General features: G+C 60.5%; 16 protein-coding genes and 1 pseudogene. 4 read left to right on the plus strand and 13 right to left on the minus strand.

Going from position 1 to position 20,610, the window contains the following annotated elements; translation table 11 throughout:
* Window positions 1-157: 157 nt before the first annotated feature.
* Window positions 158-1,279 carry an LPS export ABC transporter permease LptF gene (lptF, locus tag CFII64_RS17250; RefSeq protein WP_020292096.1) on the plus strand — a complete coding sequence of 374 codons (1,122 nt, stop codon included), beginning with the start codon at window positions 158-160 and terminating at the stop codon, window positions 1,277-1,279.
* Complete coding sequence (gene lptG / locus CFII64_RS17255; protein WP_020292097.1) at window positions 1,272-2,333, plus strand: LPS export ABC transporter permease LptG; 1,062 nt, start codon at window positions 1,272-1,274, stop codon at window positions 2,331-2,333. The genes lptF and lptG overlap by 8 nt, the downstream gene beginning before the upstream one ends.
* Before the next feature lie 64 nt (window positions 2,334-2,397).
* Here the strand turns inward: lptG and CFII64_RS17260 are convergent, their stop codons facing one another.
* The 13 genes and pseudogenes from CFII64_RS17260 to gap all read right to left on the minus strand — a co-directional run bounded on the left by CFII64_RS17260 (window position 2,398) and on the right by gap (window position 17,551).
* Window positions 2,398-2,883 (minus strand): RDD family protein, encoded by a 486-nt coding sequence (locus CFII64_RS17260; RefSeq protein WP_020292098.1) that lies wholly within the window; start codon window positions 2,881-2,883, stop codon window positions 2,398-2,400.
* Window positions 2,884-2,982: 99 nt separating this feature from the next.
* A complete protein-coding gene (locus CFII64_RS17265; RefSeq protein ID WP_020292100.1) occupies window positions 2,983-3,195 on the minus strand; it encodes a cold-shock protein in 213 nt (70 codons plus the stop codon).
* 393 nt (window positions 3,196-3,588) lie between these two features.
* Window positions 3,589-4,713, minus strand: coding sequence for a glycine cleavage system aminomethyltransferase GcvT (gcvT, locus tag CFII64_RS17270; protein ID WP_020292101.1), 1,125 nt, complete (start codon window positions 4,711-4,713; stop codon window positions 3,589-3,591).
* 121 nt (window positions 4,714-4,834) lie between these two features.
* The gene (gcvP, locus tag CFII64_RS17275; protein ID WP_020292102.1) at window positions 4,835-7,699 is read right to left on the minus strand and encodes an aminomethyl-transferring glycine dehydrogenase; all 2,865 of its coding nucleotides are present in this window, start codon (window positions 7,697-7,699) and stop codon (window positions 4,835-4,837) included.
* A gap of 14 nt (window positions 7,700-7,713) precedes the next feature.
* Complete coding sequence (gene gcvH / locus CFII64_RS17280; RefSeq protein ID WP_020292103.1) at window positions 7,714-8,097, minus strand: glycine cleavage system protein GcvH; 384 nt, start codon at window positions 8,095-8,097, stop codon at window positions 7,714-7,716.
* Window positions 8,098-8,495: 398 nt separating this feature from the next.
* A complete protein-coding gene (locus CFII64_RS17285) occupies window positions 8,496-10,004 on the minus strand; it encodes a sigma-54-dependent transcriptional regulator (protein WP_020292104.1) in 1,509 nt (502 codons plus the stop codon).
* A 143-nt stretch (window positions 10,005-10,147) separates the two neighbouring features.
* Window positions 10,148-10,504 (minus strand): DUF5064 family protein, encoded by a 357-nt coding sequence (locus CFII64_RS17290; RefSeq protein WP_020292105.1) that lies wholly within the window; start codon window positions 10,502-10,504, stop codon window positions 10,148-10,150.
* A gap of 137 nt (window positions 10,505-10,641) precedes the next feature.
* A pseudogene (locus CFII64_RS17295) lies at window positions 10,642-11,099 on the minus strand (YbaN family protein).
* Window positions 11,100-11,112: 13 nt separating this feature from the next.
* Window positions 11,113-11,727 (minus strand): biliverdin-producing heme oxygenase, encoded by a 615-nt coding sequence (locus CFII64_RS17300; protein WP_020292107.1) that lies wholly within the window; start codon window positions 11,725-11,727, stop codon window positions 11,113-11,115.
* A 253-nt stretch (window positions 11,728-11,980) separates the two neighbouring features.
* Window positions 11,981-14,590 (minus strand): TonB-dependent receptor, encoded by a 2,610-nt coding sequence (locus CFII64_RS17305; RefSeq protein WP_020292108.1) that lies wholly within the window; start codon window positions 14,588-14,590, stop codon window positions 11,981-11,983.
* Window positions 14,591-14,906: 316 nt separating this feature from the next.
* Entirely contained in the window at window positions 14,907-15,875 is a 969-nt protein-coding gene (locus CFII64_RS17310) for a FecR domain-containing protein (protein ID WP_044901475.1), read from the minus strand.
* 57 nt (window positions 15,876-15,932) lie between these two features.
* The gene (locus CFII64_RS17315) at window positions 15,933-16,451 is read right to left on the minus strand and encodes an RNA polymerase sigma factor (RefSeq protein WP_020292110.1); all 519 of its coding nucleotides are present in this window, start codon (window positions 16,449-16,451) and stop codon (window positions 15,933-15,935) included.
* 98 nt (window positions 16,452-16,549) lie between these two features.
* Window positions 16,550-17,551, minus strand: coding sequence for a type I glyceraldehyde-3-phosphate dehydrogenase (gene gap, locus CFII64_RS17320; RefSeq protein ID WP_020292111.1), 1,002 nt, complete (start codon window positions 17,549-17,551; stop codon window positions 16,550-16,552).
* 219 nt (window positions 17,552-17,770) lie between these two features.
* Between gap and edd the strand changes: the two genes are divergently transcribed.
* Together edd and CFII64_RS17330 are read left to right on the plus strand one after the other, a co-directional pair.
* Window positions 17,771-19,597 (plus strand): phosphogluconate dehydratase, encoded by a 1,827-nt coding sequence (gene edd / locus CFII64_RS17325; protein WP_020292113.1) that lies wholly within the window; start codon window positions 17,771-17,773, stop codon window positions 19,595-19,597.
* Complete coding sequence (locus tag CFII64_RS17330; RefSeq protein WP_020292114.1) at window positions 19,594-20,574, plus strand: glucokinase; 981 nt, start codon at window positions 19,594-19,596, stop codon at window positions 20,572-20,574. Before edd ends, CFII64_RS17330 begins: the two co-directional genes overlap by 4 nt.
* Window positions 20,575-20,610 lie beyond the last annotated feature (36 nt).

Here is a 20,610-nt window from a genome sequence, read left to right on the forward strand (position 1 = left end):
GAACTATCCAGAGTGCGCAGTGACAGACCACCTCAATCACAGGATAATGCCGCATATTTTTTTGGTGGTTCCCCTGTTTATCGGGTCTAAGCCGTACCGCCGCTGATACCTTTTTCTTGTCCGGCCGCTTGCGCCTGGCAACCCTGGAGTGTCTGGTTTGATTGTCTTCCGTTATCTATCCCGAGAAGTGCTGCTTACCTTGAGCGCTGTCAGCGCCGTGCTGCTGGTAATCATCATGAGCGGACGCTTCATCAAATACCTGGCCCAGGCGGCCTCCGGTGCGCTGGATCCGGGCGTGTTGTTCATGATCATGGGCTTTCGTCTGCCGGGCTTCCTGCAGCTGATCCTGCCCTTGGGGCTATTCCTCGGGATTCTCCTGGCTTACGGCCGGCTGTACCTGGAAAGCGAAATGACCGTGCTCGCCGCCACCGGCATGAGCCAGCAACGCTTGCTGTGGATGACCATGGCCCCGGCGGCGCTGGTTTCGTTGCTGGTTGCCTGGTTGAGCTTCAGCCTGGCGCCCCAGGGCGCTACGCAGTTTTCCCTGTTGATCAACAAACAGGATGCGATGACCGAATTCGACACCTTGGTGCCGGGCCGCTTCCAGACCCTGCGTGACGGCAGCCGGGTGACGTACACCCAGGACCTGTCGGATGATCGTTCGAAGCTCGGCGGGGTGTTCATCTCCGAAAAACGCATGTCTCAGGACAAGTCCAAGGATCGCGGCATTACCGTGCTGGTCGCTGAAAAAGGCCACCAGGAAATCAAGCCGGATGGCAGCCGCTTCCTGATTCTGGAAAACGGCTATCGCTACGACGGCAATCCGGGCGAAGCCAACTACCGCGCCATCAAATACGACACGTACGGCGCCTTGCTGCCCAAGCCGGACATCAGTGACGAAATCACCGACCGTGATGCGATCCCGACCAGCGAACTGTTTGGCAACGATACGCCACGCTACAAGGCTGAATTGCAGTGGCGCGTTTCGCTGCCGATCCTGGTGTTTATCGTGACCTTGATGGCCGTGCCGCTGGCCCGGGTCAACCCGCGCCAGGGCCGCTACCTCAAGTTGCTGCCGGCGATCCTGCTTTATATGGCGTACCTGACCATCCTGATTGCCGCCCGTGGCGCCCTTGAAAAAGGCAAGCTGCCCATGGCGCTGGGATTGTGGTGGGTTCACGCGTTGTTCTTGATGATTGGCCTGGGACTTCTGTACTGGGAACCGCTGCGCCTGAAAATGGCGAGTCGTCGCAGCGTACCGGAGGTGACCCATGGTTAAGCTCGATCGTTACATCGGCAAAAGTGTATTTGTCGCGATTCTCGCCGTGCTCGGGATCATTCTCGGGCTGGCCTCGCTGTTTGCCTTTATCGACGAAATGGGCGACGTCAGCGACAGCTACACCTTGCTCGACGCCAGCAGCTTTGTGCTGCTCACCGCACCGCGCCGGCTTTATGAAATGCTGCCGATGGCCGCGCTGATCGGCTGTCTGATCGGCCTGGGCAGTCTGGCCAGCAGCAGCGAACTGACCATCATGCGCGCTGCCGGTGTGTCCATCGGGCGTATCGTCTGGGCCGTCATGAAGCCAATGCTGGTGCTGATGATCGCCGGCGTATTGATTGGCGAGTATGTGGCGCCGGTCAGTGAAAACCAGGCGCAGGCCAATCGCTCGCTGGCGCAAGGCACCGGCGACGCGCAAAGCGCACGGCATGGCTTGTGGCATCGACAGGGCGAAGAGTTCATCCACATCAACACCGTGCAGCCCAATGGCTTGCTGTATGGCGTGACGCGTTATCGCTTCGACGATCAGCGCCATATGCTGACGTCCAGCTTCGCCAAGCAGGCCAATTTCAAGACCGATTACTGGGAGTTGAAAGACGTCACCACCACGTTCTTCCGCGACGGCAGCACCGAGGTGATCAATACCCCGCAAGAGCGTTGGGATGTGGCCCTCAGCCCGCAACTGCTGAGCACTGTCGTCCTGCCACCTGATTCCTTGTCCATCAGCGGTTTGTGGGGTTATGCGCACTATCTCGCCGATCAGGGCCTGAACAGTGGCCGTTACTGGCTGGCGTTCTGGACCAAGGTGCTGCAACCGCTGGTCACCGTGGCGCTGGTGCTGATGGCGATTTCCTTCATCTTCGGGCCGCTGCGTTCGGTGACGCTCGGGCAGCGGGTGTTCACCGGGGTGCTGGTGGGCTTCACCTTCCGCATCGCCCAGGACCTGCTCGGCCCATCGAGCCTGGTGTTTGGCTTCTCGCCACTGTTTGCCGTGCTGGTGCCGGCGGCGGTGTGTGCGATTGCGGGGATATTGCTGCTGCGCAGGGCTGGGTAGCGGTCCAGAACATTGCGATCAAAAAAGCCGACTTCGAGTCGGCTTTTTTGTTTCTGCGCAGCCTTCACTTCTGCTTTGGAATCCGCACCAGCTGGCTGTTCGAATACATGTCATGCCAGCTACGCTTTTGCTTGTCGAACAGCGACCAGATGAAGCCCAGCCCGACGCACAGCCACGACGCGATGGACACCACGAAGCGCAGCAAGGCCTGCCACAGGCTGATCCCGGTGCCATCAGCGTTCTGCACGCGGATGCCCCAGACCTGCATGCCCAGGGTCTGCCCGGAATGGGTCCAGAACTTGGCAAAGAAGCCGAACAGGACGAAGAACAGAATAGTCGACAGCAAAGGATCCCCATCCAGGGAACCTGATTCGGACAATGCGCGCAATCTGGCTTCGCCAACGAAAGCCATCAGCACCAGCTTGTAGATAAATGCGGTCATCATCAGTAGCGCGAAGCACAGCAGGGCGTCGTAGCAGATCGCTGCAAGCCGCCGGCCAAGGCCCGCAGCCGGAAATTCACCTTGCGGTCGCAGCAGATGTTTGGACATGGCAAAGCTCTCGGGCATAGGGAGGACCGACATTTTACGGAATTACGCCCATAAAAAAGCCCCTGATGTCAGCATCAGGGGCTTTTTTAACGAAGAAATTTAAGCTTCCGCTTGAACTTCATCCGCCTGCATGCCTTTCTGGCCCTGCACTGCAATGAAAGTCACCTTCTGACCTTCTTTAAGGCTTTTGAAGCCATTGCCCTGAATAGCGCGGAAGTGCACAAACAGATCCGGCCCGCTTTCTGGAGTGATAAAACCAAAACCTTTCTCGTCGTTAAACCACTTGACGGTACCGCTCTGACGATCGCCCATTTTCTTATTTCCCTGGAGCTTGAATTTAAATGACAGCTTCTTTCGTATGAAAGAACTCGGCTGGTTGCAGGAAGTAAGAAACGCAGAGCGGGATGTAGCAAAACTCAGAGCTACTGCCCAGGTCCCGATTCCAGCGACCTATGCAAACACAGTCAGGAAACTCTACGCTATCTCTTGTAACAAAAACAAGCCCCCGCCAAAGCCCGGTTTTGCGGGCTCAAAGGGCATGTTTTAAATTATTAACCAAACAGGCAGGATCGATAGTTTTTAACTTTTATGCGCACTTTTAGGGTGCGTGCGATGTGCTCTAACGGTGCTGACTTAAACAACGCAATGCAGTTGTATAACTAAGCGGCCTATAGTTATACAACCACATTTTTTTGACGGCGGTAATTAGCCGCGGAAGTAACGTTGCGCCACGAAAGGCATTTTGCTCACTACCATGCGTACTTTCTTGCCGCGCACGATTGCCCAGACAGGTGTTTCCAGTGCGGTGAAATCCTTGTCCAGATAACCCATGGCCAATGGGCCGCCCAGGCTTGGCCCGAACCCACCGCTGCAAACGGTGCCGATGCCGTTGCCGTCGGCATCAACGATTTCCGTGCCTTCACGGACCGGGGTGCGCTCTTGCGGCAGCAGGCCAACGCGCTTGCGGGCCGGAGCCGATTGTTGCTGGGCGAAAATCTGTTCCGCGCCAGGGAAGCCGCCAGCACGCGGGCCATCGGCGCGGCGCACTTTGGAAATCGCCCAAAGCAGTCCCGCTTCGATGGGCGTGGTGTCGGTGTTCATGTCGTGGCCGTACAGGCACAGACCGGCTTCCAGTCGCAGGGAATCCCTGGCGCCAAGGCCAATCGGGGCAACTTCCGGTTCAGCCAGCAAGCGACGCGCGAGCGCCTCCGCCTGATCTGCCGGGACCGAAATTTCGTAACCGTCTTCACCGGTGTAACCGGAGCGGCTGACGTAGCACTCGACGCCCAGCAATGTGACGCTGGCGAATTGCATGAAGGTCATCGTTGCGACTTGCGGCGCCAGGCGCGCCAGGACCGTCACGGCTTGTGGACCCTGCAAAGCGAGCAAGGCGCGCTCGTCGAACAACGGCTGGATTTCACAGTGGCCGGCCAGGTGCTTGCGCAGGTGGGCGAGGTCTTCGTTCTTGCACGCGGCATTGACCACCAGCATCAGCTGATCATTGCCAAGGTTGGCGACCATCAGGTCATCAAGAATGCCGCCGGTTTCATTGGTGAACATCGCGTAACGCTGCATGCCCACCGGCAGATCGATGATGTCCACCGGGACCAGCGCTTCCAGCGCCTTGGCGGCTTCGGCGCCGGTCAGGCGGATCTGGCCCATGTGCGACACATCGAACAGGCCGGCTTTTTCCCGGGTGTGCAGGTGTTCTTTCATCACGCCCGCCGGGTATTGCACCGGCATGTCGTAGCCGGCAAACGGCACCATCTTGGCACCGAGCTCGCGGTGCAGGGCGTGGAGCGGGGTAGTGAGCAGTTCTTCGGTGGTCATGATCGATTTCCTTGGAAGGGGGGCGATGCCGAGGGCGCGGGGAATCCGTAGGAGCGGCTTTAGCCGCGAGATACGCTCTCCCGGCTGAAGCCGGTCCTACGGATCAGGTCCGATCAGAAAATTACGCCTCTTGATAGCTCTCGATGGACGGGCACGCGCAAATCAGGTTGCGGTCGCCGAACACGTTGTCGACGCGGCCAACCGGCGGCCAGTATTTGCCATCGATCAGCGATTCAACGGGATACACCGCCTGCTCACGGCTGTACGGGTGCGTCCACTCGCCAACGATTTCCGCCGCGGTGTGCGGGGCGTTTTTCAGCGGGTTGTCTTCCTTGTCCAGAGTGCCGTTTTCCACCGCACGGATTTCTTCGCGGATCTTGATCATGGCGTCGCAGAAGCGGTCCAGTTCTTCCCTGGATTCGCTTTCGGTCGGCTCGATCATCAAGGTGCCAGCCACCGGGAACGACATGGTCGGGGCGTGGAAACCGAAGTCGATCAGGCGCTTGGCGACGTCATCGACGCTGATGCCGCTGGTTTCTTTGAGCGGACGCAGATCCAGGATGCATTCGTGGGCCACCAGGCCGCTGCTGCCGGTGTAGAGCACTGGATAGTGTTCTTCCAGGCGACGGGAAATGTAGTTGGCATTGAGGATCGCCAATTGCGACGCGCGCTTGAGGCCTTCGCCGCCCATCATGCTGATGTACATCCAGGTGATCGGCAAAATGCTCGCGCTGCCGAAAGGTGCCGCACACACTGCGCCTTCCTTGCGCGCCATGGTGCCGTGGCCTGGCAGGAATGGCGTCAGGTGCGACTTCACGCCAATCGGGCCAACGCCCGGGCCGCCACCGCCGTGGGGGATGCAGAAGGTTTTGTGCAGGTTCAGGTGGGACACGTCGCCGCCGAACTTGCCCGGTGCGCACAGGCCGACCATGGCGTTCATGTTGGCGCCGTCGATGTAAACCTGGCCGCCGTTGTCATGCACGATGCCGCAGATTTCGCGGATGCCTTCTTCGAACACGCCGTGGGTTGACGGGTAAGTGATCATCAGCGCCGCCAAATGATCGCGGTGCTCGATGGCCTTGGCACGCAGGTCTTCGATATCGACGTTGCCCCGTGCATCACAGGCGGTCACGACCACGCGCATGCCGGCCATGTTGGCGGTAGCGGGGTTGGTGCCGTGGGCGGAAGACGGGATCAGGCAGATGTCGCGGCGCTCATCGCCACGGCTCTGGTGATAGGCGCGGATTGCCAGCAAACCGGCGTATTCACCCTGGGAACCGGCGTTGGGTTGCAGGGAAATCGCGTCGTAGCCGGTGGCGGCGCAGAGCATCGCTTCCAGTTCGTCGGTCAATTGCTGATAACCGGCGCTCTGCTCGGCAGGCGCGAACGGGTGCAGATTGCCGAACTCGGCCCAGGTTACCGGGATCATTTCGCTGGCGGCGTTGAGCTTCATGGTGCACGAACCCAGCGGGATCATGGTGCGATCCAGCGCCAGGTCCTTGTCGGCCAGTTTGCGCAGGTAGCGCATCAGCTCGGTTTCGGAGTGATAACGGTTGAACACCGGATGGCTGAGAATCGCCGATTGGCGCAGCAAGGCTTGTGGCAGACGGGACTCGGTGCTGGCAGCCAGCGCCGCGAAGTCCGGCAGGCTCTGGCCTTCGCCCGCGAAGATTGCCCACAGGCTTTCAACGGCGGCTTGCGAGGTGGTTTCGTCGAACGACAGGCCCAGGCGCTGGGCGTCGATTTCCCGCAGGTTGATCTGCCGGGCGCGCGCCTTGGCGTGCAGCGCGGCGGTATCAGCGCCGGTGTTCAGCGTCAGGCTATCGAAGAAAAATTCCTGCTCGACGTTCAGGCCCAGCGCAGTCAGGCCCTTGGCGAAGATCGCCGTCAGTTGATGCACGCGATTGGCGATTTGCGTCAGGCCGCGCGGACCGTGGTACACGGCGTACATGCTGGCAATGTTGGCCAGCAAAACTTGTGCGGTGCAGATGTTGCTCGTGGCTTTCTCGCGACGGATATGCTGCTCGCGGGTCTGCATCGCCAGACGCAAGGCTTGCTTGCCGTGGCGATCCACCGATACGCCGACCAGACGGCCCGGCATGTCGCGCTTGAACGCATCGCGCGTTGAGAAGTAAGCGGCGTGCGGGCCACCGAAGCCCAATGGCACGCCGAAACGCTGGGCGCTGCCGATGGCGACGTCGGCGCCGAATTCACCCGGCGGGGTCAGCAAGGTCAGGGCCAGTAAGTCAGCGGCCACGGCGACCAGGGCGTTGGCCGCGTGGAAGCGTTCAACCAGTTCGCGGTAATCGAACAGGTCGCCATTGCTGGCAGGGTATTGCAGCAGGGCGCCGAAAAACGCGCTGACATCGCTCAGCTCGGCTTCGTCCGCCACCACAACCGTGATGCCCAGCGGCTCGGCACGGGTGCGCAGCACGTCGAGGGTTTGCGGATGGCAATGGCTGGAGGCGAAGAACTGATGGCTGCTTTTGTTCTTGCTCAGACGCTTGCAGAACGTCATGGCTTCAGCGGCGGCGGTGGCTTCATCGAGCAGCGACGCATTGGCAATCGGCAGGCCGGTGAGGTCGCTGATCAGCGTCTGGAAATTGAGCAGCGATTCCAGGCGGCCTTGGGAAATTTCCGGCTGATACGGCGTGTAGGCCGTGTACCAGGCCGGGTTTTCCAGCAGGTTGCGCAGGATCGGCGCGGGCGTGTGGGTGTTGTAGTAACCCTGGCCGATGTAGGTCTTGAACAGCTGGTTCTTGCTGGCGATGGCTTTGATCGATGCCAGGGCATCGGCTTCGCTCAAGCCCGGTTGCATGCCGAGCACGCTGGTGCCCTTGATGCTTTCCGGGATGACGCTGGCGCTCAGGGCTTCCAGCGAGTCGAAACCCAGGGTCGCGAGCATGGCCTGTTCGTCAGCGGCGCGGGGGCCGATGTGACGGGCGATGAATTCGTTGGCGGTGCTCAATTCGATACGGTCAGTCATGTCTGTCGTGCTCCTCAGGCTTCAGCGTTGGCTTTGATCAGGCGGTCGTAGGCGTCCTGATCCAGCAGGCCATCGATGGCGCTGGCGTCTTGCGGGATAAAACGGAAGAACCAGCCTGCGCCCAAAGCGTCTTCGTTGACCAGTTCCGGGGTGCTGTCCAGCGCCGAGTTGACCTCGACCACTTCGCCATCAAGCGGCATGTTGATGCTGCTGGCGGCCTTCACCGATTCTACGACCGAAGCCTCGGCGTGTTGACGATAAGCCTGTAATTCCGGGAGTTGCACATACACCACGTCGCCCAGGGATTCTTGCGCATAAGGCGTGATGCCAACCGTGACACTGCCATCGGCTTCGGCACGCAGCCATTCGTGGTCAACGGTGAATCGCAACTCGCTCATAAAAACTCCTCAAGGGGACAAAGGCTCGTGCCAGGCGCGAGCGTAATGGCATTGTTCTTAGCAAGTTTGCGGCCAACGTGGTTTGGGGCAATGGAAACAGGGGGTTTCCCAGGTTTCTGCCGGATCGGATGGAATTCGAGTGTAGCGAAATCGCTACAGATGGAGAGCGCTGCGGCGCGGTTGTTCGCGCAACGGCCGGGCGGGCATGGATATGCGGAGGTCGTAGCGATATCGTTACATATGTATTGAAATCGCTACGGTTGGTGGCCCGTTGTTGGATAAATGTGTAGGAGGGAATTTATTCCCGAAAGGGTCGGTGAATTCGCCAAAGAAGTCAGGTGCCTGTACCGACGCCTTCCCGGATGAATCCGGTCCCACAGGGTTGGCTCACCTGATGGCTAAACCTTTCCGGAAATCCCGTACTTGCGCAGCCGATGGGCGATCGCGGTATGTGAGGTCTGCAAGCGTGCTGCCAACTGGCGCGTAGACGGGTGTTCGCTGTAGAGCTTTTCCAGCAGCGATTTTTCGAACTGTTCGACGGCCTGTTCCAGGCTGCCGACTTCACCATCGTTGACGCCAGCGACCGCAGTGCCGGCGATGTCCAGGTCACCGATGTCCACCAGATTGCTTTCGCTGATCGCGGCGGCGCGGAAAATCACGTTCTGCAATTGGCGCACATTGCCCGGCCAGCGGTTGCCGAGCAGCGCCGGATAGGTGCCGGGCGCCAGGCGGCACACCGGACGCTGGATCTGCGCGCAGGCCTGCTCCATGAAGTATCTGGCCAGCAGCAGAATATCCTGGCCCCGGTCACGCAGCGGTGGCACTTCGAGATTGAGTACGTTGAGGCGATAGAACAGGTCTTCGCGGAACGTGCCTTCGCTGACCATTTTTTCCAGGTTGCGATGGGTGGCGCTGAGGATACGTACGTTGACCTTCACTTCCCGGTCGCCGCCCACCCGGCGAAAACTGCCGTCATTGAGAAAACGCAGGAGTTTGGCTTGCAGGTAAAGCGACATTTCACCGATTTCATCGAGGAACACCGTGCCGTGGTTGGCCAACTCCATCAGCCCCGGCTTGCCGCCACGTTGTGCGCCGGTGAAGGCACCGGGGGCGTAGCCGAACAGCTCGCTTTCGGCGAGGTTTTCCGGGAGTGCCGCGCAGTTCAGGGCCAGGAACGGCGCGCTGTGCCGGGCGCTGGTGGCGTGGCAGGCGCGGGCGACCAGCTCCTTGCCGGTGCCGGTTTCACCCTGGATCAGCAGCGGCGCATCCAGGGTCGCCACCCGTTGTGCGCGGGTCTTGAGGGTGCGGATGGCCGGGGATTCGCCGAGCAAGGCATCGAAACCCTCGGCGTGATCATGGTGCAGCGCGGACAGTCGCTCACCGATCCTGCTCGGTTGATAAAGGGTCAGCAGCGCGCCGGCATCGGTGATCGGCGTGGCGTCCAGCAGCAAGGCTTCGCCGTTGAGGGTGACCTCACGCAGCGGCAGGCGAAAACCGTTTTCCAGCAGTGCGCTTTGCAGGCCGGGATCGGCGAACAGCTCGGCCACCGATTCACCGGCGGGTTCGCGGCCGATCAGGGTAATCAATGCCGGGTTGGCCAGCAGCACATGGCCGGCGCTGTCCAGGGCCAGGACCGGATCGGTCATGGCGGCGAGCAAGGCGTCCAGTTGCAGATGGCGGCGCTGGCCGGGGAGGATGTCGACCACGGTGATGGCTTCGACGCCGCGCACCCGGAACAGGCGGTCCTTGAGTTCTTCCAGAACCTCATGGCTCAGGGTTGGCGCATCGATATAGACGTTGGGCGGCACCATTTCCACGGCATCGAGGTTCAGATTGCGCCCACCCAGAATGGCCAGGACTTCCTGGGTGATGCCGACTCGGTCGATGAAGCTGACGTGGATGCGCATGGCAGGCTATGGATTCTGGGCCGCGAGGGGGGCGATTATGCCAGTAAATGGCGCGCGCCGAGCCACGTCACTCCGTAGGACCGGCTTCAGCCGGGAGAATGCCCTCCCGGCTGAAGCCGGTCCTACGGCTATTCCAGATGTTGTTACGTCAAATGTTCCTGCTTCACCGGATCGCCCGATTCGGCGTGCAGCTTATGGCGCACGTCCTCGAACATCAGGTCGTAGTCCTTGTGCGTCGCCAGGGGCAGGGTTGCGGCATGTGGCAGGCCGTGTTTCCTGGCTATGACGTTGGCGTCATGGGCGAAGTTGAAGGCCAGATCGCGCGGCAGTTCAAACTCTTCCTGAAAGGTGTTGCCGCCCACATCGCCTTCCATGGCGAAGTGCATGGACGTGCCTTCCTTAGGGTCTTCGCGGACTTCATAACGAATATGGATGTCGTAGCTGAAATCCGAGGCTTGCAGCGCAGTACGGCAGATATGGAGATGGCCTGGCTCGAACATGTCATTGCCTCAGGAAAGTCGAAATGAAAGAGAAGGGTAGACCGTTCAGGCTACCCAGCGTTCAGCGGCAGGAAATGATCCAACCATAAACGATATTCAATGACGCGGACGTGACATGGGACAAAACTGTTGCGCCATCACTGAGGCGTTGCCGAGGGTTCCGGGCGCGACCAGATCCACAGATTGCCCAGGCTCATGCCCGCGACGGCGGCATACAGCGGCCAGCTGTGGGGCATCAGGCTGAACATGAGGATGGCGCAGACCAGCATGCTGACCGTGGCGCTGATCTTGGCTTGCCGGGCGACCAGCTTGCCATTGCGCCAATTACTCAGGATCGGCCCGAACAAACGATGGTTTTCCAGCCAGGCGCTCAGGCGCGGCGAGCTTTTGGTCGCGGCCCAGGCAGCCAGCAGGATGAATTCGGTGGTGGGCAAGCCCGGAACAAAAATCGCGATCAGGCCGATGCCCAGGCTGGTGTAAGCGAGCAGGCCAAAAAGACAGCGGGAAATTCTGGACCCTGGAGGTTTACTGGTCATGGTCTCGTCAGTGGTCGATGGGGACATGGCTGTCATGGAAATCCCGACCAGCTTAACAGGCCGGGCCGGTTTTCAGGTGGCGGCCATTGCCTCTGGCTTGGCCGTGGCGTAGGCGTGTTGCAACAGGACGTTGAAGCGCTCGAACGCCTCGATGGCGCCTTGCTCGGCCTGCGCTTCCTCTTCTGCGCTGAGCGTCTGGCTGTCGAGGATGCGTGTGAAGGTCTTCCAGCCTTCGGCGCGACCACCGGTGGGCTCGCCGAGATGGCGGGCGCCGAAGCTGTCGCTGAGGTTCAACGCAGCGGCGCGCTTGATCAGAAACGCAGCGCCGAGTTTCGAACCTTCGGAGACGAACAGCCAGCCCAGCGCCTGGGCCTTGGCGGGATTGCGCAACGCACCGCTGACCGGCGCGGGAACGTCGGTGTTCAGGTCGCCGAGATCGGCCATCGCCTGCTCGGCGCGGCAGCGGCTCGCCAGGTCGGGGAATATTCGGATCAGCTCAGGATCGCTGTACAGCGCCTTGAGTTCCGCCTGAAACAGATACTGCGCAACCACGAAGCGCGCGTAGCTGGCCAGGGTTTCGAACGGCGCATGGGCCTTGACGGCTTTATCCAGTTGCTCGTGGGGCGCGTGAGTCACCTGATTCAAACGTTGCGAACGCAGAGCCGGGGAATGATGTTCGGGAGGCATCGGGTCTTCCTTGTGAATACGAAGGGCTTGTTAACAAGACGATTGGGGGGCGTGATTTACGTAAAAACAGACGTTTGCAGAAAGCGTGGCCCTTGCGCATGAGTCCGGTCCCACCGGGTAGGAACGGCCGGGGTGGCGCTCCACCTTGTCCGGGAAGGCGTTGGCGCAGGCCCTGGATTGGGTCAGTCGCAATGCTGGCCAATCCGACGCCATCGGGGACAAGTCCCCTCCTGCCAAGGCCCCTCGCCAACAATCAGATATCCCACACCACGTTGACGGCGAAATTGCGTCCCGGTTGGGTCAGGCGATCCAGTGACGCCGGGCTGGTAACGCCTGCTTCGCCCACACCGTCATAGCCGCGCACGTCGTCCCACTGCCAGTATTTCTTGTCGGTCAGGTTGTACAGGCCGGCATTGAGGGTGACGTCGTCGGTGACTTTGTAGAAACCTTCCAGGTCGAGCACGCCATAACCGGGTGTCTTGAACTGGCTGGACGACCCGTCCGGGGCGTGGAAGTTGGTGTTGTCCACGCGATCCTTGCGTTTGACCAGGGTCCAGCTGAGCAGGCCGCCATAGTTTTCCTGCTCATAGCCCAGGCCCAATACACCCTTGAGCGGGTTGACGCTGTTGATCGGTTCTCCGGTGTCGTCGTTGCGGCCGTGTTGGTAAGCCGCTGATCCCAAGGCGTACAGACCGTCTGCAGCACCGAAGGTATCCAGATTCAGGCGACCCTTGAGCTCGACGCCCTTGATGGTGGCGTGCTTGATGTTGTTGGACTGGAACACCGCCTGGGTGGCGGTCGCCGGCTGGATCGCGTCTTCGTTGATGAAGTCGCGGTACTTGTTATAGAACACCGCGACGTCGAACGATCCTGCATCGAAATGGCCGCGCAAGCCGGTTTCGTAGCTCTTGCTCTTCTCGGGTTCGAGGTTGGAGTTGGGCTCGACGATGTAGCCGGTTTGCAGGTTTTCGAAGCGTCCGTACAAGGCTTTGGCGCTTGGTGTGCGGAACCCTTCGGCGTATTGGCCGAACCAGGTGTATTGCTCGCTGAGGGCGTAGGTCACGCCGAACTTGGGCGACAGGCGATGCCAGGTTTTGCTCTCGTCACTGACCTGACCGCCGCCGGTTGGATTGACCGTATTGAGGAATTCCTGGGTGATGTGCGGGCTCAGGTCGATGTAGTCGTAACGCACGCCGGGCAGGAAGGTCCAGTCTTTCCAGTGGATCTGATCCTGGGCGAACAGGCTGTAGGTGTTGATGGTCGGGTCCGGGAAGTCACTCGATGGCGTGAGGCTGTCCGATGCGGTCGGGCTGCGTGCGCCGATCACCCGGCAAGTACCGAGGACCGCTGCGCAGGTCGCGTTGCCGCTGCGTTGACCGGTGACTTTCTGTTGCTTGAGGGTGGTGCCGTACGTCAGCACATGCTCGGTGTCGGCGATGCTGAATGCCTTGTCCAGTTGCGCGTCGAGAATCCACTGGCGTTCTTTGTAATAGGTGTCCCGGGAACGCCAGACATCCCGCGAGCCAGGCACGTAGCGCTCAAGGGTGCTTTGATCGGTCTTGGCGATCTGGTAGTTCAGGCTCAACTTGACGTTATCGACCAGCAGGCTGTCCAGCGCGAAGCTGTTCTCCAGGCCGAAGCGCTCGCGGGTAATGGTGTCGTTGCCGGTCCGCGCCCGATAGAAGCCAAAACCGCTGCCGGCGTTGAACGGCCCGCCCACGGCGCTTTTCTGGTTGGTGTCGCGGTCATCCTTGTACTTTTCGTAGGTCAGGCCCAGGCGCGCGCCGTCGTTGTAGTTCCAGCCCAGCTTGGCCAGGACGTTGGTGGTCCGCGCGTCTTCCGGATTGGCTTCGGTGCGTTGCAGCCCGGTGCCGCCCGTGCTGCCGTAGGATTCGGTCTCGTGACCATTGCGCTGGCTCACGTGCAGCAAGCCGTCGACGTCGCCCTGGCGCCCGGCGACGGTGGCGGAGGTCAGCCAGCTGTCGTCGGCAGAGCTGTAGCCGGTCTTGAGGCGTGCGCCGACGTCCTTGCCGTCCTTGATGATGTCGCTGGCATCCAGCGTGTAATAGCTGACCGCGCCGCCGATGGCGCTGCTGCCGTACAACGCCGACGCCGGGCCGCGCAGGATTTCCACGCGCTTGACGATTTCCGGGTCGACGTAGTTGCGATGGGTGTTGGCGTAGGGGCCGGAAAAGAAACTGTCCGGGACTTCGACGCCATCGACCTGGGTCAGGATGCGGTCGCCATCAATGCCTCGGATGTTGTAACCGGTGGTGCCCGCGCGCTGACCTGCGCCGCCCACCGAAACCCCCGGTTCGTAACGCACCAGATCGCGAATGTTATTGACGTTGTGGCGGTCCAGATCCGTGCGGTCCTGAACCGTCACGCTGTTGGGCACCGACGTGACGTCCTGAGCCTGGCGCGTGGCGCTGACCGTGATCTGCTCCAGGGCGATGGCGCCAGCAGTGCGTTTTTCCAGCACGACGTTGTTGTTGCCCAGGTTGCGATAGCCCAGATTGGTGCCCGCCAGCAAGCGTTCCAGGGCTTTACCGGCGGACAGATTGCCGTTCGCGCCGGGTGAAGTGACGTTGTTGGCCAGCGCCGATGACAGGCCGACTTGCCAGCCGGTAATGCGACTGAATTCGTTCAGCGCGGCAGCCAGGGGTTGTTGCTCGATGGCGAAGGCATAGGTGCCGCTGCTGCGGCTGGCTGTTGCGGCGCTGCTGGTCTGGCTCGGGGTCGCGGCGAAAGCCATCGGGCTTGCAGCGAGCACAGCGAGGGTCAACACCGAAAGCGTGAAAGTTTGCAGTCCGGCAGTGGCCGGTGCGGCAAAACCCGTGGCGGGCGTGAACGTGGACGACATCGATAAAGCTCCCTGGCTCGCTGGCAATAGTGTGTGCAGAAGGTTCGCTAATACGAATCAATTGCATTGGCTATGACTAGACGAGCGACGAGCGGTTATCGCGTAAAAATAATCCGGACGTCATCGGGGACAAGTCCCCTCTTGGTAGGATGGGACTTGTCCCCGATGGCGCTGGATGGGCCGACATCATTTTGCCGATACCCATCCGGTGTCTGCGCCAACGCCTTCCCGGACAAGTCCGCTCCTACCTGATTTGTGCAGACCTGGAGGGAACTTTTCCGCGAATGCGATTGGCTGGCTAAAGAGCTAATCCGGATCAGTTCAGAATGACCAGGGCCGGCAGCTCATGCAGGCTGGCGGAGGTGATGTGGGCGAGGGAACGGACCACCTCAAGCGGGTTGTCGAGACGATAATTGCCGGTGACGGCGACGCGTTCCAGCGTGTCGTTGGTGTTGACGATCCAGCCGGGGTAGTAGCGGCGCAACTCGGCCAGCACTTCGCTCAACGGGCAGTTATCGAACACCAGACGGCCCTGAACCCACGCCAGGTCGGTGTTCTGATCCATCTTCTGACGATGGCTGGTGCCGTTCGAATTAACGCTGATGCTGTTCCCGGCGATGACCGTCTGCGCGGTGTTTTGCGGGGTGCGCACATCGAGGACGCCGCGTTCGACGTGGATCTGCGCCACGCCATCCAGATAGCGCACGGCGAACGCGCTGCCGCTGGTGCGCATGCTCACCGTTCCGGCCCGTACTTCCAGAGGCAGGTTTTGACTGGCGGCGGGCACTTCAAAAAACGCTTCACCCTGGAGCAAGTGCGCCACGCGGGTCTTGTCGGTGATGTCGCTGGAGAACGCCGAATTGGTATTGAGCAGCACTCGGGAGCCGTCTTCGAGCTGCAAGCGCTGGCGCTCGCCGACCACGGTCAGATGATCGGCCTGCAAGCGCAAACCCAGATTGCTGAAATGAAACACCGCGACCAGTAGCAACGCCGCTGTGGCCAGTGGTTTCCAATACGCCAGCGCGCGGCGCCGCCAGACCGCCGGGCGGGCAGGTTCCATGGCGGCGGCGGCGTGCTCCACCGGCTGGGAATGCCAGACCGAGTGCACCCGATCAAAGGCGTCGCGATGCGCAGGGTCGGCCGCCAGCCAGGCCTGAAAACGCGCCTGCTGTTGTGGGTCGTCGCTGTCCAGCTCGATCAGCCAGTTCAAGGCCTGATCCATCGCGCTGTCGTTGAGTACATCCTGTGCGGCTGAAGGCGCGCGCAGGGTGTCAGGATCTTTCACGGATGATTCCCGGTAGTTCTTGTTGGTCGGCTGCGGATTTGCAGCCTGCTGCAACACCTAAACGTGGTCAAGTCTAGCCGCCACCGCGACGCAAATCGCCATGATCAGTTTCAGTTCCTTTTGCACCGTGCTGGCGGAGACGCCCAGCTGCTCGGCGATCTCCAGATAGCTGCAACCGTTGAGGCGGCTGAGGGTGAAAATCTGCTGTTGGCGCGGGCTCAGTTTGCTCAGGCTCGCATTGAGGCCTTCGAGCATGCGCGTGGCGTGGGTGGCATCTTCCAGAGTCGTGGCCTGGGCGACAACGTTGTCGATATCCGCCTGCGGTGTATTGTCGGCGACGGTGCGGGCCAGAACCCGGCGCGAGCGCAGATGATCCAGCGCCAGATTGCGCGCGGTCTGATAGACGAAAGGTTCCAGGTGATCGATGGCGCGACTGCTCAACGCCCGCGTCACGCGCAGGTAGGTCTCCTGCAGCAGGTCTTCGGCGGTACTGCGGTTGCTGACCATCCTTTGCAAGGTGCGCAAAAGGACTGGACGTTGGGAGAGGAATACTTCGTTTAAGCGCGACTGACTCACGGGACTACCCGACCGGAAAAAGCAGTGGATGATAATGCTTATCATCCACACCTTCGGTCAAGTGTTTGTGTATCCGCTGGAACACGATCTGCAGTGGATTACTGCGCGTTATGCAGCGCCAGGCAGTTGTCGAGCATGCGGTTGGAGAATGCCCATTCGTTGTCGTACCAGGCCAGAACCTTGAGCAGCTTGCCGCTGACTTTGGTGTGGTTGGCATCGAAAATCGACGACAGCGGGTTGTGATTGAAGTCGTGGGAAACCAGCGGCAAGGTGTTGTAGCCGAGGATTTTCGAGTGCTGGCTGGCTTCTTTCATGATCGCGTTGACTTCTTCAGCCGTGGTTTCGCGATTCAGGTGTAACGTCAGGTCGACCAGCGAAACGTTGATCACGGGCACGCGCACAGCCATGCCGGTGAGCTTGCCTGCCAGTTCCGGCAACACCAGGCCGACCGCTTCGGCGGCGCCGGTCTTGCTCGGGATCATCGACTGGGTGGCAGAGCGCGCGCGGTACGGGTCGGTGTGGTAGACGTCGATCAGGTTCTGGTCGTTGGTATAGGCGTGGATGGTGGTCATCAGGCCACTTTCGATACCCAGTTCACGGTGCAGGACTTGCGCCACCGGAGCCAGGCAGTTGGTGGTGCAGGATGCGCTGGAAATGATTTGATGCGATTGACGCAGGGTGTCGTGGTTGACGCCATACACGATAGTGGCGTCCGCGCCTTTGGCGGGGGCCGAGATAATGACTTTGCGCGCACCGGCAGTCAGGTGCGCGGCGGCCTTGGTGCGATCAGTGAACAAACCGGTGCATTCGAACACCACGTCGATGTTCTGCGCTTTCCACGGCAGTTCGGCCGGGTTGCGAATCGCGCTGACTGCAATTCGGTCACCATTGACCGTCAGGCTTTCGCTGTCGCATTCAACGGTGCCGCCGAACGGCCCATGGACCGTGTCGAAGCGCAGCAGGTGCGCATTCATTTCGCTGTCGCCCAAATCATTGATGGCGACGACTTGCAGGTCCTGACGATAGCCTTGGGTATAGAGTGCGCGTAGGACGTTGCGGCCGATGCGGCCAAAACCATTGATTGCAATACGGAGAGTCATACAGCCGTCCTCAGTAAATTTGTTGTTGGAATTACAAGATTATTCGCATAGAAATAGAAAACAAGCCTTTTTAATGGCAATATTTTGTTTTATCTACAACGAGAAGCCCGTAAGACCCATACAGTTGATCGAGATCAAGCTTTTACAGACAAGGCTCGCGCCTCGATTTCTGGAACCGTCCGAGCGGATGACCACACACGTTAGCCTGGAGTTCATCATATGCATCCCCGCGTCCTTGAGGTAACCGAACGGCTGATCGCCCGTAGTCACGACACACGGCAGCGCTATCTTCAACTTATTCGCGGCGCTGCGAGCGATGGCCCGATGCGTGGCAAGCTACAGTGCGCCAACTTCGCCCACGGTGTCGCGGCCTGCGGTCCTGAAGACAAAAACACCCTGCGCATGATGAACGCCGCCAACGTGGCCATCGTTTCTTCCTATAACGACATGCTCTCGGCGCATCAGCCGTACGAGCACTTCCCGAATCAGATCAAACAGGCTTTACGTGACATTGGTTCGGTCGGCCAATTCGCCGGTGGCGTTCCGGCGATGTGCGACGGCGTCACTCAGGGCGAGCCGGGCATGGAGCTGGGCATCGCCAGCCGTGAAGTCATCGCCATGTCCACTGCCGTTGCGTTATCCCACAACATGTTCGACGCCGCCTTGATGCTGGGCATTTGCGACAAGATTGTGCCGGGCCTGATGATGGGCGCGCTGCGTTTTGGTCATTTGCCGATTCTGTTCATTCCTGGCGGGCCGATGGTCTCGGGGATATCCAACAAGCAGAAAGCCGACGTGCGCCAGCGCTATGCGGAAGGCAAGGCCACGCGCGAAGAACTGCTGGATTCGGAGATGAAGTCTTATCACGGTCCCGGCACTTGCACGTTCTACGGCACGGCCAACACCAACCAGTTGCTGATGGAAGTCATGGGCCTGCATTTGCCGGGCGCGTCGTTTGTGAATCCGTACACGCCGCTGCGTGATGCGCTGACGGTGGAGGCTTCGCACCAGATCACGCGCATGACCATGCAAAGTGGCAACTTCATGCCGTTGGGCGAAATCGTCGATGAGCGTTCGCTGGTCAATTCCATCGTCGCGCTGCATGCCACCGGTGGTTCCACCAACCACACGTTGCACATGCCGGCGATTGCCCAGGCGGCAGGCATTCAGTTGACCTGGCAGGACATGGCCGATCTGTCCGAAGTGGTGCCGACCCTGACTCACGTCTACCCGAACGGCAAGGCGGACATCAATCACTTCCAGGCAGCGGGCGGCATGTCGTTCCTGATCCGCGAGCTGCTGGAAGCCGGTTTGCTGCACGAAGACGTCAACACCGTGGTCGGTCGCGGCCTGAGTCGCTATACCCGCGAACCCTTCCTCGAAGACGGCAAGCTGGTCTGGCGCGAAGGCCCGATCGAAAGCCTGGACGAAGATATTCTGCGCCCGGTCGCGCGGCCGTTTTCACCCGAAGGCGGCTTGCGCGTCATGGAAGGCAACCTGGGCCGTGGCGTGATGAAAGTCTCGGCCGTGGCCCTTGAGCATCAGATCGTCGAGGCGCCGGCCAAGGTCTTCCAGGACCAGCAGGATCTGGCCGATGCGTTCAAGGCTGGCGAGCTGGAATGTGATTTCGTCGCCGTGATGCGCTTCCAGGGCCCGCGCTCCAATGGCATGCCGGAACTGCACAAAATGACGCCGTTCCTCGGCGTGTTGCAGGACCGGGGTTTTAAAGTCGCATTGGTGACGGATGGACGGATGTCCGGCGCATCGGGCAAGATCCCGGCGGCGATACACGTCTGCCCGGAAGCCTTTGATGGTGGCCCTTTGGCACTTTTGCGCGATGGCGACATCGTGCGGGTCGATGGCGTAAAAGGGACGTTGCAAGTTCTGGTCGAACCGGCAGAATTGGCGGCCAGAGAACCCGCTGTCGGCCAGCTCGACAACAGTGTCGGCACTGGACGCGAGCTGTTCAATTTCATGCGCATGGCCTTCAGCTCGGCAGAGAAGGGCGCCAGCGCCTTTACCTCTAGTCTGGAGACGCTTAAGTGAAGTTGGCCCTGGTCGGTGATATTGGCGGTACCAATGCACGTTTTGCCATTTGGGAAGACGAAAAGCTGCATTCCATCCGGGTATTCCCGACCATCGACTACGTCAGTCCCGAGAAGGCCATCGAGGTCTATCTTCAGGATCTGGAGTTGCGGCGCGGCGATGTCGGGTTTGTCTGCCTGGCCGTTGCCGGGCCGGTGGATGGCGACGAGTTCGAGTTCACCAACAGTCATTGGCGGCTGAGCAAGTCGGCGTTCTGCGCGGACCTGAAAGTCGATGAGCTGCTGTTGGTCAACGATTTCACGGCCATGGCCCTGGGCATGACCTGCCTGAAAGACGACGAGTACCTGACGGTCTGCCATGGCATCAGCGAGCCGGATCGGCCACGTGTCGTGGTCGGGCCGGGCACCGGTCTGGGTGTCGGCACGCTGCTCGGCATCGGCGTCAATCGCTGGATGGCGCTGCCCGGCGAAGGCGGCCATGTGGATCTGCCCATCGGTAATGCCCGCGAAGCCTTGTTGTGGATGCGGTTGATGGCCGATCACGAACACGTCAGCGCCGAAACCATCCTCAGCGGCGCTGGCTTGTTGTTGCTGTATCAGGTGAGCTGCGCCCTGGACGATATCGAACCGACGCTCAAGTCACCGGCAGCGATTACCTCGGCTGCGGTGGCCGGGGATCCGGTGGCGGCTGCGGTGCTCGACCAGTTCTGCGTGTTTCTTGGCCGGGTGGCCGGCAACAACGTTTTGACCGTCGGCGGCCGTGGCGGTGTATACATCGTCGGCGGCGTGGTGCCGCGTTTTATCGACTTTTTCATGATCAGCGGCTTCAAGCGCGCATTCGCCGAGAAGGGCGTGATGAGCGATTATTTCGCAGGCGTTCCGGTGTGGCTGGTGACGGCCGAGTATCCGGGCCTGATGGGCGCGGGTGTCGCGTTGCAGCAGGCGTTTGGTGACGTGCTCGATGGCGTCGAGCAGTAGGAGCCGACACCGTTAAGGATTACTCAAAACAATAAC

This window comes from Pseudomonas sp. CFII64, from assembly GCF_000416235.1.
GTDB lineage: Bacteria > Pseudomonadota > Gammaproteobacteria > Pseudomonadales > Pseudomonadaceae > Aquipseudomonas.